Genomic DNA, 14,622 nt, shown 5'->3' with positions numbered 1-14,622 from the left:
ACCTCGAACCCCGATACGGAGTGGCCCGATGCCCACTGAGGCAGAGTTCCTCGACTACCTCCGGCGTGCCACTGCCGACCTGCGCGACGCGCGCCGGCGGGTACGCGAGGTGGAGGCCAAGGACCGCGAGCCGATGGCCGTCATCGGCATGGCGTGCCGGTTCCCGGGCGGCGTGTCCAGCCCGGCCGAGCTGTGGGACCTCGTCGACCGGGGCGGCGACGGCGTGGGCGACTTCCCGACCGACCGGGGCTGGGACCTGGAGCGGCTCTTCCACGTCGACCCGGACAACCCGGGCACGTCGACCAGCAGCCAGGGCGGCTTCCTCTACGACGCGCCGCAGTTCGACCCGGGCTTCTTCGGCATCAGCCCCCGCGAGGCGCTGGCGATGGACCCGCACCAGCGACTGCTGCTGGAGACGTCCTGGGAGGCGTTCGAACACGCCGGCATCGACCCGCAGCGGCTGCGCGGCAGCCGGACCGGCGTGTTCGCCGGGGTGATGTACCACGACTACGCGTCGCGGGTGCTGGACCTGCCCGACGGCGTCGAGGGCTACATCGGCACCGGCAACTCCGGCAGCGTCGTGTCGGGGCGGGTGGCGTACACCTTCGGGCTGGAGGGCCCGGCCGTCACGGTGGACACGGCGTGCTCGTCGTCCCTGGTCGCCGTGCACCTGGCCACGCAGGCGCTGCGCCAGCGGGACTGCGACTTCGCGCTCGCCGGCGGCGTCACGGTCATGTCCACCCCCGGCACCTTCGCCGACTTCTCCCGCCAGCGGGGCCTGGCCTCGGACGGCCGGTGCAAGTCGTTCGCCGCCGCCGCCGACGGCACCGGCTGGTCCGAGGGCGTCGGGGTGCTGCTGTTGCAGCGGCTCTCCGACGCCCGCCGCGACGGCCGGCGGATCCTCGCCGTGGTCCGGGGCAGCGCCGTCAACCAGGACGGCGCCAGCAGCGGGCTCACCGCCCCGAACGGCCCGTCGCAGGAGCGGGTCATCCGGCAGGCCCTCGCGAACGCCCGGCTCTCGCCGGCCGACGTCGACGTGGTCGAGGCGCACGGCACCGGCACCACCCTCGGCGACCCGATCGAGGCGCAGGCGCTGCTGGCGACGTACGGGCAGGACCGGGGCGACGGCGGGCCGCTCTGGCTGGGCTCGGTCAAGTCGAACCTGGGCCACACGCAGGCCGCCGCCGGCGCCGCCGGTCTGATCAAGATGATCGAGGCGATCCGGCACCGCACCATGCCCGCCACCCTGCACGTCGACGAGCCGTCCCCGCACATCGACTGGTCCGCCGGGCAGGTCTCGCTGCTGACCGAGGCGCGGGCATGGTCGGCCACCGACCGGCCGCGCCGGGCCGCCGTGTCGTCCTTCGGCATCAGCGGTACGAACGCACACGTCATCCTGGAGGAGGCGCCCGCCGACGACGCCCCGTCCACCGACGAGGCCCCGCCCGTCGCCGACGCGCCGGTCACGCTCCCGCTCGCCCCGGTGTTCCTCTCCGCCCGTACGCCCGAGGCGCTCGCCGGGCAGGCCGGGCGCTGGGCCGACCACCTCGCCCGCGTCGACTCCCTGCGTCCGGTGGACGTCGCGGTCTCCTCGGTCAACCGCGCGGGGCTCGAGCACCGCGCGGTCGTCCTGGCCGGCGACGCGGACGACCTGCTCGCCGGGCTGCGGGCCCTCGCCGCCGGCGAGCCCACCGGCACCGTCACCACCGCGGCGTCGGCCCCGCGCGGCCGGGTGGCCTTCCTCTTCTCCGGCCAGGGCGCGCAGCGCGCCGGCATGGGCCGCGAGCTGTACGCGGCCTTCCCGGTCTTCGCCGCCGCCCTCGACGAGGCGTGCGGACACCTGGACCCGTTGCTGCCGCGCGCGTTGCGGGAGGTGCTGTTCGCCGGGGCGGGTACGCCCGAGGCGGAGCTGCTGGACCAGACGGTGTTCACCCAGGCGGGGCTGTTCGCCGTCGAGGTGGCCCTTTTCCGCCTGGTCGAGTCGTTCGGGGTGGTGCCGGACCTGGTGGCCGGGCACTCCATCGGCGAGATCGCGGCGGCGCACGTGGCGGGGGTGCTCTCCCTGGCCGACGCGTGCGCGCTGGTCGCCGCGCGCGGCCGGCTCATGCAGGCCCTGCCGGCCGGCGGCGGCATGCTCGCCGTGGCCGCCGACGAGGCCGCCGTCGCCGCGTCCCTCGCCGGGCTGCCCGGCCGGCTGGACGTGGCCGCCGTGAACGGCCCCGCCGCCGTGGTGGTCGCGGGCGACGTCGAGGCCCTCGACGAGGTGCAGCGGCTGTGGTCGGAGCGGGGCGCGCAGACCCGCCGGCTGCGGGTCAGCCACGCCTTCCACAGCGCCCGGATGGACCCGATGCTGGCCGAGTTCGCGGCCGTCGCCGAGGGGTTGGCGTTCCGGCCGCCGACGATCCCGGTCGTGTCGAACCTGACCGGTCGCGTCGCCGACGCCGACCAGCTCTGCCACCCGGGCTACTGGGTGCGCCACGTACGCGGCACCGTGCGCTTCGCCGACGCCGTCGACTGCCTGCGCGCCGAGGAGGTCGACACCTACCTGGAGGTGGGGCCGAACGGCGTCCTGACCGCCATGGCGCAGAACTGCCTCGCCGAGCGCGCGGACGACGAACCGGCGCCCCTGCTGGTGCCGGCGTCGCGCCACGACCGGCCCGAGCCGCAGGCCCTCCTGGAGGCCCTCGCGTCGCTGCACGTGCACGGCGTGACCGTCGGCTGGGCGGACCTGCTCGGCCGGGCCGGCGGCCGGCACCTGGACCTGCCGACGTACGCCTTCCAGCACCAGCGGTACTGGCTGGAACCGGCGGGCCGGTGGACGGACGTCTCCGGGGCGGGCCTCGGGGCGGCCGGGCACCCGCTGCTCGGCGCTGCCGTCTCCGTGGCCGGCGAGGACATGGTGGTGCTGACCGGCCGCCTGTCCACGTCGACGCACGCGTGGCTCGCCGACCACTCCGTCTCCGGCGCGGTCATCGTGCCGGGCGCCGCCCTGGTGGAGTTGGCGGTGCGGGCGGGCGACGAGGTGGGTGCGTCGCGGGTGCGGGAGTTGACCGTGGCCGCGCCGCTGGTGCTGCCGTCGGCGGGTGCGGTGCGGGTGCAGGTGCGCGTCGGCGCGGCCGACGAGGCGGGCGGCCGGTCGGTGACCGTGCACTCGCAGCCGGAGGAGGCCGTCGACCCTGAGTGGGTCCGGCACGCGGAGGGTGTGCTGGAGCCGGCGTCGGCCGACGAGCCGGGCGTGGGGGAGTGGCCGCCGGCCGGCGCGTCCGAGGTGGACGTGGCGGGCTGGTATCCGGCGTTGGCCGAGCGCGGCCTGTCGTACGGGCCGGTGTTCCGGGGGCTGCGCCGGGTGTGGACCGCCGGTGGCGACGAGGTGTACGCCGAGGTCGCGTTGCCGGACGAGGTGGCGGGCGACGCGGCGGGCTTCGGGGTGCACCCGGCGTTGCTGGACGCGGCCCTGCACCCGATCGGGCTGCTGCCGGGCTCGGAGGGTTCGGGCGGGCCGCGCGTGCCGTTCGCGTTCGAGGGTGTGCAGGTGCACGCCTCGGGCGCGCGGGTGTTGCGGGTGCGGTTGACGCGCGTGGGTTCGGCGGTGCGGCTGGTCGCGTGCGACGAGTCGGGTGCGGCCGTGGTGTCGGTCGACTCCCTGGCGCTGCGGGAGCTGACCGGGGTGTCGTCGTCCCCCGGCGAGGCGGCCCGGTCGTTGTTCGAGGTCGCCTGGCAGGCCCAGGAGGTCAGCCCGGCCGGGGACGTCTCCGGGTGGGGGCTGGTGGGCTCGCCGGTCGGCGTGGACCTGCCGGCGTACGTCGACGTCGAGGCGGCCGCCGGGTCGTCGGGCGTGGCGCCGCGCCTGCTGCTGGTGCCGGCGGGCGGCGCGCAACGTCCCGACCACGCAGGCGCGCCGGACGCCGGCCACGACAACGACCCCGAGGCGGTACGCGCCGCGACGTCGCACGTGCTGGCAGTCGTCCAGTCCTGGCTGGCGGCGGACGCGCTGGCGGATTCGCGGCTCGTGGTGGTGACCCGGGGCGCGGTCTCCGTCGGTGCCGACGACCGGGTCACCGACCTGGCCGCAGCGGCGGTGTGGGGTCTGCTGCGCTCGGCGCAGTCGGAGCACCCGGGTCGCATCGTCCTGGCGGATGTCGACGGCGACGTGGACGCCGGGCTGCTGGGTGTGCTGACCACGGTGGCCGACGAGCCGGTGTCGTTCGGCGGTCAGGTGGCGGTGCGCTCCGGTGGGGTGTTCGTGCCGCGTCTGGTGCGTGCGGTGGCCCCGTCGTCGGTGGAGGCGCCGGTCGTGGGTGACGGTGCTGTGCTGGTGACCGGTGGTACGGGCGCGCTGGGTGCGCTGGTGGCGGAGCACCTGGTGTCGGTGCACGGCGTGCGGTCGCTGGTGCTGGTGTCGCGACGTGGTCCGGAAGCCACCGGTGCGGGTGAGCTGTCGGCGCGGCTGTCGGCGTCGGGTGCGTCGGTGCGGGTGGTCGCGTGCGACGTGACCGACCGGGATCAGGTCGGCGCGCTGGTGGCCGAGGTTTCCGCCTCGGGTCGTCTGGCGGGTGTGGTGCACACGGCCGGTGTGCTCGACGACGGTGTGGTGGAGGGGTTGACGGCGGAGCGTCTGGCGGGGGTGTTGGCGCCGAAGGTGTCGGCGGGTTGGTTGTTGCACGAGGCGACGGCGGGCCTGGATCTGGATTTGTTCGTGGTGTTCTCGTCGGTGGCGGGTGTGTTGGGTTCGCCGGGTCAGTCGGCGTATGCGGCGGGTAACGCGTTCCTGGACGCCCTGGCGGCGTACCGGCGGCAGTCGGGTCTGCCGGCCGTCAGCCTCGCCTGGGGCATGTGGGACACGGACGGAATGGCCGCCTCCCTCGACGACGCGGACCGGGCGCGATCGACCCGGGGCGGCGTCACCGCGATGAGCGCCGAGACCGGGCTGCGGCTGTTCGACGCCGCCCTGGCCGCCGACCGGCCGGCCCTGGTGCCCGCCGTGATCGACCTGGTCGCCCTCCGGGCCGCCGCCGGCGCCGGCCTGGTGCCGCCGATGCTCCGCAGCCTGGTCGGCACGACCACGACCCGCCGCCAGGCAGGCCAGGGCACCACCTGGGCGACCCGCATCGGCGGCCTGAGCGCCGACGAGGCGCGCGCCCAGCTCGACGTGCTCGTACGCGGCCTCGTCGCGCAGGTGCTCGGGCACGGCGGCGCGGAAGCCGTGCCGGCCGACCGGGCGTTCCGCGAGTTGGGCTTCGACTCGCTGACCGCCGTCGACCTGCGCAACCGCGTGAACGCGGCCACCGGCCTGCGGCTGCCCTCGACGCTGGTCTTCGACTACCCGACGCCCCAGGCGCTCGCCGCCCACGTGCACGCCGAACTGGCCGGCGCCGCCGGCGGTCCCGCCGCGCCGGGCGCGCGGACCACGACCCGGGTCGACGAACCGCTCGCCATCGTCGGCATGGCCTGCCGCTACCCCGGCGGCGTCGAGACGCCCGACCAGCTGTGGGCGCTGCTGGCCGCCGGCGGGGAGGGGATCGGGGAGTTCCCCACCGACCGCGGGTGGGACCTGGAGAGTCTGTTCGACCCCGACCCGGAGCACAGCGGCACGTCGTACACCCGGCACGGTGGCTTCCTGTACGGGGCGGCGGAGTTCGACCCGGGCTTCTTCGGGATCTCGCCGCGTGAGGCCCTGGCGATGGATCCGCAGCAGCGGTTGCTGCTGGAGGCGTCGTGGGAGTCGTTCGAGTCCGCCGGGCTGGACCCGCAGCGGCTGCGGGGCAGCCGGACCGGTGTCTTCGCCGGGGTCATGTACCACGACTACGCCTCCCAGCTGATGGAGCTGGCCGACGAGGTCGAGGGCTACGTCGGCACCGGCAACTCGGGCAGCGTCCTGTCCGGCCGGGTCGCCTACACGTTCGGGCTGGAGGGCCCGGCGGTGACCGTCGACACGGCGTGCTCGTCCAGCCTCGTGGCGCTGCACCTCGCCGCGCAGGCGTTGCGGTCCGGCGAGTGTGATCTGGCGTTGGCCGGTGGTGTGACGGTGATGGCGACGCCGGGGACGTTCATCGAGTTCTCGCGGCAGCGTGGTCTGTCGCAGGACGGCCGGTGCAAGTCGTTCGCCGCGTCGGCCGACGGCACGGGCTGGTCCGAGGGCGTCGGGGTGCTGCTCGTGCAGCGCCTCTCCGACGCCCAGCGCGAGGGCCGGCGGATCCACGCGATCGTGCGCGGTACCGCCGTGAACCAGGACGGCGCGTCGAACGGGCTGACCGCCCCGAACGGCCCGTCGCAGCAGCGGGTGATCCACCAGGCCCTCGCCAACGCCCGCCTGACCCCGGCCGACGTGGACGCCGTGGAGGCGCACGGCACGGGCACCACCCTCGGTGACCCGATCGAGGCGCAGGCGTTGTTGGCGACGTACGGGCAGGAGCGTCCGCAGGATCGGCCGTTGCTGTTGGGGTCGGTGAAGTCGAACATCGGTCACACGCAGGCGGCTGCCGGTGTGGCTGGTGTGATCAAGATGGTGCTGGCGATGCGGCATGGCCTCGTCCCGCCGACCCTGCACGTGGACGAGCCGTCGCCGCACGTCGACTGGAGCGCCGGGGCGGTCGCCCTCGCCACCGAGGCGACGCCGTGGCCGGCCGTGGATCGGCCGCGTCGGGCGGCGGTGTCGTCGTTCGGCATCTCCGGCACCAACGCCCACGTGATCATCGAGCAGTCGCCCGCCGAGGCGGTCGACGCGCCGTCCGCCGACCGGCCGCGCGCTGGCGTCGTACCCCTGCTGCTCTCCGCCGTGGACGCCCCGGCGCTGCGCGACCAGGCGGCCCGGCTGGGCGCGCACCTGGCGGCACACCCGGAGCTGGCGCCGGCCGACGTCGCGCACGCCCTGGTCACCACCCGGGCCGCGTTCGCCCACCGCGCCGTCATCCTCGGCCGCGACACCGTCGACCTGACGCGGGCCCTGGAGTCGTTCCACCTCGGCGAGGCCACCGCCGCCACCGTCACCGGCATCGCGGCGCGCGGCGCCGACCCGGTCCTCGTCTTCCCCGGCCACGGCGACCCGTGGCCCGCCGCGACCGCCGAGCTGCTCGACCGGGCACCGGAGTTCGCCGCCGCGATCACCGCCTGCGAGGCGGCCCTCGCCCCCCACGTGGACTGGTCACTCACCGCAGTGCTGCACGGCGCGGACGGCGCCCCGACCCCGGCCGACCCCGGGGTGGCGCCGGCCGTCCGGTGGGCCGTGGCGGTCTCGCTGGCCCGCTGGTGGCGCTCGCTCGGCGTACGACCCGCCGCCGTGCTCGGACACGCCCACGGCGAGGTCGCGGCCGCCTGCGTGGCCGGGGCGCTGTCGCTGGACGACGCGGCGAGGACGATCGCCCGCGGCGGCGGGGCCGAGGCCGGCCCGGACGCGCCGGCCGGGATCACCCTCCGGGCGGCCGAGGTGCCGCTGTACTCGGCGGCGACCGGCGGCACGGTCGACACCGACGGCCTCGATTCCGCCCGGTGGTACCGGGAACTGGCCGACGACGTCGACGCCGACCCGGTCGTACGCGCCCTGCTCGACGAGGGCCACCGGGTCCTCCTCGAGGTCGCCCCCGGGCCCGTGCTCGCCGCCGGCATCCGCGAGACCGCGCAGAGCGTCGCCGACGACGCCGTCGTGGTGGCCGCCGACGACACCGCAGCCGGCGGCTGGCACCGCGTGCTGGCAGTCCTCGCCGGGCTGCACGTGCACGGCGTGCCTGTGGACTGGACCGCGATCCTGGGCACCCGCACCGGCCCGCCGGTGGAGCTGCCCACGTACGCCTTCCAGCGCCAGCGCTACTGGCCGCAGGCGCCGGTGGCGACCGCCCCCGCCCTCGCCGGCTCCGACGAGGCGGACCGGCACTTCTGGGAGGCCGTGGAACGCGCCGACCCGCAGGCGCTCGCCGCCGCGATGCGGATCGACGAGACCACGGCCCGGTCCCTCGACCCCGCGCTGCCCCTGCTCTCCTCGTGGCGCCGGCGCCGCCGGGACGAGTCCACCGTGGACTCGTGGCGGTACCGGGTGACCTGGAAGCCGCTGACCGTCGCGCCGGAGGCCACCCTCTCCGGCACCTGGCTGCTGGTGGTGCCGGCGGCCGACGCCGACCACCCCCTGGTCGACGGCGCCGCCCGGGCACTGGGCGAGGGCGGGGCCGAGGTCGTCCGGATCGACGCGACGGAGACGGACCGGCGGGCGCTGGCCGACCGGCTCGCGCGTACCGGCGGAGCCGTCGCCGGCGTGCTCTCCCTGCTCGGCCTGGACGACGCGCCGCACCCGACCCACCCGGTCGTGCCGGCGGGCCTCGCCGGCACGTACGCCCTGGTCCAGGCCCTCGGCGACGCCGGGATCACCGCGCCGCTGTGGTGCGCCACCGCCGGCGCGGTCTCCACCGGCCGGGCCGATCCCCTCGACCGCCCCCGGCAGGCGATGCTCTGGGGCCTCGGCCGGGTGGTCGCCCTCGAACACCCGGACCGCTGGGGCGGCCTGCTGGACCTGCCCACCGAGCTGGACCCCCGGGACCGGGCCCGGCTCGTGGCGGTGCTGGCCGGCGTCGAGGCGGAGGACCAGCTGGCGCTGCGCCCCTCCGGGGTGTTCGCCCGGCGACTGGTCCGGGCCCGCGCCGAGCGCACGGCGACCGGGGACTGGCGTCCCGCGAGCGGCGCCGTCCTGGTCACCGGCGGCCTCGGGTCGATCGGGGCCCAGGTCGCGCGCTGGCTGGCCCGCGAGGGCGTCGGCGAGCTGGTGCTGACCGGCCGCCAGGGCCCCGCCACGCCCGGAGCCGACGAGCTGGCGGACGAACTGCGCGCCGCCGGCGCCACCGTCACCGTGGCCGCCTGCGACGTCGCCGACCCCGCCGCCGTGCGGGCCCTCGTCGAGCGGCTGGCCGGGCAGGGCACCCGCATCGGGGCCGTGTTCCACACCGCCGGCGTCGCCCACGCCGCACCGGTCGCGGCCACCGACGTGGCCGACCTCGCCGACGCCCTGCGGGCCAAGGTGGCCGGGGCGGTCAACCTCGACGAGGTGTGCGGCGACGAGCTGTCGGCGTTCGTGCTCTTCTCCTCCGGGGCGGGCGTCTGGGGCGGCGGGCACCAGGGCGGCTACGCCGCGGCCAACGCCTTCCTCGACGCGCTCGCCGAGGACCGGCGACGGCGCGGCCGGGCCGCCACCGCCATCGCCTGGGGCGCCTGGGACGGCGGCGGCATGGTCGACGCCGAGGGCGCCGCCGACCAGATGTTCCGCTCCGGCGTACGGGCCATGCGCCCCGACCTCGCGGTCTCCGTCCTGGCCGGGGCGCTCGACGACGGCGACACCACACTCACCGTGGCGGACATCGCCTGGGACCGGTTCCTGCAGACCTACACGCTGGCCCGCCCCCGGCCGCTGATCGCCGACGTCCCCGAGGTGGCGCGGCTGCTCGCCGGCGGTCGGCGCGACGGCGACACGCCCGACGCGGCCTCGCCCCTGCGCGGCCGGCTGGCCGGCCTCGCCGCGCCGGAACGCCGCCGGGTCCTGCTCGACCTCGTACGCGTCCACGCGGCGGCGGTGCTGCGGCTGGCCTCGCCGCAGGCGCTCGCGGCGGACCGGTCCTTCCGGGAGATCGGCTTCGACTCGCTCAGCGCCGTCGAGATGCGCAACCGCCTCGCCGAGGCGGTGGGGCTGAACCTGCCGGCGACCCTGGTGTTCGACCGCCCGACGCCCGACGCCCTCGCCGAGCACCTGGCGACCAGGATCACCGGCGACGACACCCCGGCGACCGCGCCCACGCGGGCCGCCACCGCGCTGGACGAGCCGATCGCCATCGTCTCGATGAGCTGCCGCTACCCCGGCGGCGTCGCCGGCCCCGAGGACCTGTGGCGACTGGTCGCCGAGGGGCGCGACGGGATCGCGGAGTTCCCGACCGACCGGGGCTGGGACCTGGCGGCGATCTACGACCCCGATCCCGACCGGCCCGGCACCTCATACGTGCGGGAGGGCGGCTTCCTCACCGATGCCGCCGGCTTCGACGCCGCCCTGTTCGGCATCTCCCCGCGCGAGGCGATGGTGATGGACCCGCAGCAGCGGGTGCTGCTGGAGAGCGCCTGGGAGCTGTTCGAGCGGGCCGGCACCGCGCCGGCCGACATGCGGGAGACCAACACCGGCGTCTTCGTCGGCACCAACGGCCAGGACTACGCGACGCTGCTGATGGCCGCCCGGGTCGAGACCGAGGGCTACCAGGCCACCGGCAACGTCGCCGCCGTCATCAGCGGTCGGCTGGCGTACCACTTCGGGTTGCAGGGCCCCGCCGTCAGCGTCGACACCGCCTGCTCGTCGTCGCTGGTGGCGCTGCACCTGGCCTGCCAGTCCCTGCGGCAGGGCGAGTGCGACGTCGCGGTCGCCGGTGGCGTGACGGTGATGGCCACCCCCGGCCCGTTCCTCGAGTTCGCCCGGCAGCGGGGGCTGGCCCTCGACGGCCGGTGCAAGTCGTTCGCCGGGGCCGCCGACGGCACCGGCTGGGGCGAGGGCGTCGGCCTGGTGATGTTGCAGCGGCTCTCCGACGCCCAGCGTGACGGTCGGCGGATCCTGGCCGTCGTCCGCGGCTCGGCGATGAACCAGGACGGCGCCAGCAACGGCCTGACCGCACCCAACGGGCCGGCCCAGGAGCGGGTGATCAGCCAGGCGCTGGCCAACGCGCGGCTGACCGCCGCCGACGTGGACGCCGTCGACGGGCACGGCACCGGCACCCGGCTCGGCGACCCGATCGAGGCACAGGCGCTGCTGGCCACCTACGGGCGCGACCGGCCCGCCGACCGGCCGCTCTGGCTCGGCTCCGTCAAGTCGAACATCGGCCACACCCAGGCCGCCGCCGGCGTCTCCGGTGTGATCAAGATGGTGCTGGCGCTCCAGCACGACCTGCTGCCGCCCACCCTGCACGTGGACGAGCCGTCGCCGCACGTGGACTGGTCGGCGGGCGCCGTCGCGCTGCTGACCGAGGCGCAGCCGTGGCCGGACGTCGACCGGCCGCGCCGGGCCGGCGTGTCGTCGTTCGGGGTCAGCGGCACCAACGTGCACGTCATCCTCGAACAGGCGCCCGCCGCGCCGCCGGCCGACGCCGGCACGCCCCGGCCGGCCGACGGGCCGCCGGTGCTGCCCTGGGTCGTCTCGGCCGACACCGCCGACAGCCTGCGGGCCCAGGCGGCACGGCTGGCCGACTGGCTGCCGGGCAGCGCGACGCCCGCCGCCGACGTGGCCCGGGCACTGGCCACCGGACGGTCCCCGCTGCGGCACCGCGCGGTGCTGCTCGCCGCGGACGCCGACGCCGCCCTCGCCGGCCTGCGGGCTCTCGCCGCCGGCCAGGACCACCCCGGCCTCGCCCGGGGCGTCGCCGAGCCCGGCGGCGCGCTGGCGGCGCTCTTCTCCGGCCAGGGCGCCCAGCACGCCGGGACGGGCCGTCGCCTGTACGAGACGTTCCCCGTCTTCGCGGCGACCCTCGACGAGGCGTGCCAGCACCTGGACGCGTACCTGCCGCGACCGCTGCGTCCGGTGCTGTTCGCCGAGCCCGGCACCGCCGAGGCCGACCTGCTCGACCAGACGGCCTTCACCCAGGCCGGGCTCTTCGCCGTCGAGGTGGCGCTGTTCCGGCTGCTCGAACACTGGGGGATCCGGCCCGACTTCGTGGCCGGGCACTCCGTCGGGGAGATCAGCGCGGCCCACGTCGCCGGGGTGCTCGACCTGGCCGACGCCTGCGCGCTCGTCGGCAACCGGGGCCGGCTGATGCAGGCCCTGCCCGCCGGTGGCGGGATGCTCGCCGTCGCCGCGCCCGAGGTCGACGTGCTGCGGGCCCTGGACGGCACGGCGGGACAGGTCGCCGTCGCCGCCGTGAACGGGCCGGCCGCCGTCGTCGTCGCCGGCGCCGGGGACGCGCTGACCGGGCTGGCCGCCCACTTCGCCGACCTCGGGGTACGCACCAAGCGGCTGCGGGTCAGCCACGCCTTCCATAGCCCGCTGATGGAGCCGATGCTGGCCGAGTTCGCGGCCGTGGCGGCGACCCTGTCGTACGCCCCGCCGACGGTGCCGCTGGTGTCGAACCTGACCGGCGCGGTCGTGGACGCCGAGCAGCTCTGCACCCCCGACTACTGGGTGCGCCACGTCCGGGAGGCGGTCCGCTTCGCCGACACCGTCACCCACCTGCACGCCAACGGGGTGACCCGGTTCCTGGAGATCGGGCCGGACACCGTGCTGACCGCCCTGACCGCCGACGCGCTGCCGGCGGACGCCCCGGTCGTCGTGACCGGCGTGCAGCGACCCGGCCAGGACGAGGTGGCCACCCTGCTCGGCGCGGTGGCCCGGCTGCACTGCCACGGCGTGCCCGTACGCTTCCCGGCGCTGCTGCCCGGCGCCGGCCCCGTCGACCTGCCCACGTACGCGTTCGCCCACCAGCGGTTCTGGCCGACCCTCGACGCGGCGCCGACGGGCACCCCGACCGGCACCCACGACGACGTCGACTCGGCGTTCTGGCGGGCCGTGGCGTCGGGCGACGGCGACGCGCTCGCCGGCCGGCTCGGCCTCGACGCGGACCGGCCGCTGCGCGAACTGCTGCCGGACCTGGACCGGTGGCGGCGCCAGCAGCAGGAGGACACCCTCGCCGGCGGCTGGCGCTACCGGATCACCTGGCGTCCGCAGGCGCTCGCCGCAGGTGCCGCCGACGGCACGTGGACCCTGGTCCACAGCGGCACCGACCAGCCGGTCGTCGACCGGCTCGCCGAGCTCGTCACCGCCCGGGGCGGCACCGTGCGGCAGCTCGCCGTCGACCCGGCCACGACCGACCGGACGGCGCTCGCCGGGCAGCTCGCCGGCGCCGCTCCCACCCGGATCGTGTCGCTGCTCGCCCTCGACGAGCGACCGCACCCCGAGCGCCCCGCCGTGCCCCTGGGCCTGACCGCGAACCTCGCCCTCGTGCAGGCCGTCACGGACGCGCTGCCCCCGGTGCCGCTGTGGCTGCTCACCCGGCAGGCCGTCGCCACCGGCGCCGACGACCCCGTCGCCCGCCCCGCCCAGGCCACCACGTGGGGCCTCGGCCTGGTAACCGCGCTGGAACACCCCCGGCACTGGGGTGGCCTGCTGGACCTGCCCGCCACGCTGGACACCGCCACCGCCGAGCACGTCCTGGCGGCGCTCACCGCCGCCGGCGACGAGGACCAGCTCGCGGTACGCGACTCCGGGACGTACCTGCGTCGACTCGCCCGCGCGCCCCGCACCGAGGCGCCGGCCGGCTGGCAGCCGCCGGACACCGTCCTGGTCACCGGCGGCACCGGCGCCGTCGGCCGGTACGCCGCCGGCTGGCTCGCCCGGCACGGCGCGCGCCGGCTGCTGCTGGTCAGCCGGCGCGGCGCGGCGGCCCCCGGGGCCGACGAGGCGGTGGCGGAACTGGCCGCCCTCGGCGCCGAGGCGCGGGTGCTGGCGTGCGACCTGGCCGACCGGGACGCGGTCGCGGACCTGGTGCGCTCCCTGCGCGCCGACGGCGAGACCGTGCACGCCGTGGTGCACGCCGCCGGGGTGGGCCGGCTCAACCCGGTCGCCGCGGTGACCGAGGCGGAACTCGCCGACGTCGTCTCCGGCAAGGTCGCCGGCGCCCGGCACCTGGACGAGTTCCTCGACCCGGAGCCGCTCGACCTGGTCGTGCACTTCTCCTCCATCGCCGCCGTCTGGGGCGTCGGCGACCACGGCGCGTACGCCGCCGGCAACGCCTTCCTGGACGCCTGGGCGCAGTCCCGGCCGGCCGGGAGCCCCCGGCACCTCTCGGTCAACTGGGGACCGTGGGCCGGCGGCGGCATGGTGACCGACGCGCACGCGGCGGCCATGAGCCGGCGCGGGGTGTCGCTGCTCGACCGGGAACCGGCGATGGCCGCCCTGCGCGCCGGCCTCGACGGCGACGACATCGCCCTCACGGTCGCCGACATCGACTGGGACCGCTTCGCGCCGGTCTTCGCCTCCGCCCGGCCCCGGCCGCTGATCAGTGAGATCGCCGAGGTGGCCGCCCAGGCCGCGGCGGCGCGCGCCGACGCCGAGGACGGCGACCAGGTCGCCGGCGAACTGCGCAAGCGGCTCGGTGAGCTGTCGCAGGCCGAGCAGGCGCGGCTGCTGGTGGACCTCATCCGCACCGCCGCCGGCGAGGTCATCGGCCACGACAGCCCGTACGCCGTGGAGGCCGGTCGGCCCTTCCGGGACCTCGGCTTCGACTCGCTCACCGCCGTGGAGCTGCGGGGGCGGCTGGCCCGCTCGACCGGGCTGAGCCTGCCCAGTTCGGTGGTGTTCGACTACCCGACCCCGCAGGCGCTGGCCGAGCACCTGCGGGCCGAACTGCTCAGCGAGGCGTCGGTGGAGGCGCTGCCGACGCTGGCGGAGCTGGACCAGTTGGAGAGCGCCCTCGCGCTGCGCGACCCGGACGACATCGGCCGGGTGCGGATCACGATGCGGCTGCACAGCCTGCTCGAACGGCTCGGCACCGCCGAGGAACGTCGGGAGGAGACCGCCGAGGTGGCCGACCGGCTGCGGGTGGCCAGCAACCAGGAGCTGTTCGACCTCATCGACCAGGACCTCGGGCTCTCCTGAGCCGTCCGGGGACCTGTGGTGTCACGAGA

At 76.7% G+C, this 14,622-nt stretch carries 1 protein-coding gene; it reads left to right on the top strand.

Annotation, left to right across the window (positions count from 1 at the left end; genetic code table 11):
• Positions 1-28: 28 nt before the first annotated feature.
• On the top strand, positions 29-14,593 hold the full coding sequence (locus AC5L34_RS24005; protein ID WP_494827077.1) for a type I polyketide synthase: 14,565 nt from the start codon (positions 29-31) through the stop codon (positions 14,591-14,593).
• Positions 14,594-14,622: the final 29 nt, after the last annotated feature.

It is taken from the genome of Micromonospora sp. ZG13 (assembly GCF_059359355.1).
This window is presented reverse-complemented; position numbering and strand designations above follow the sequence as displayed.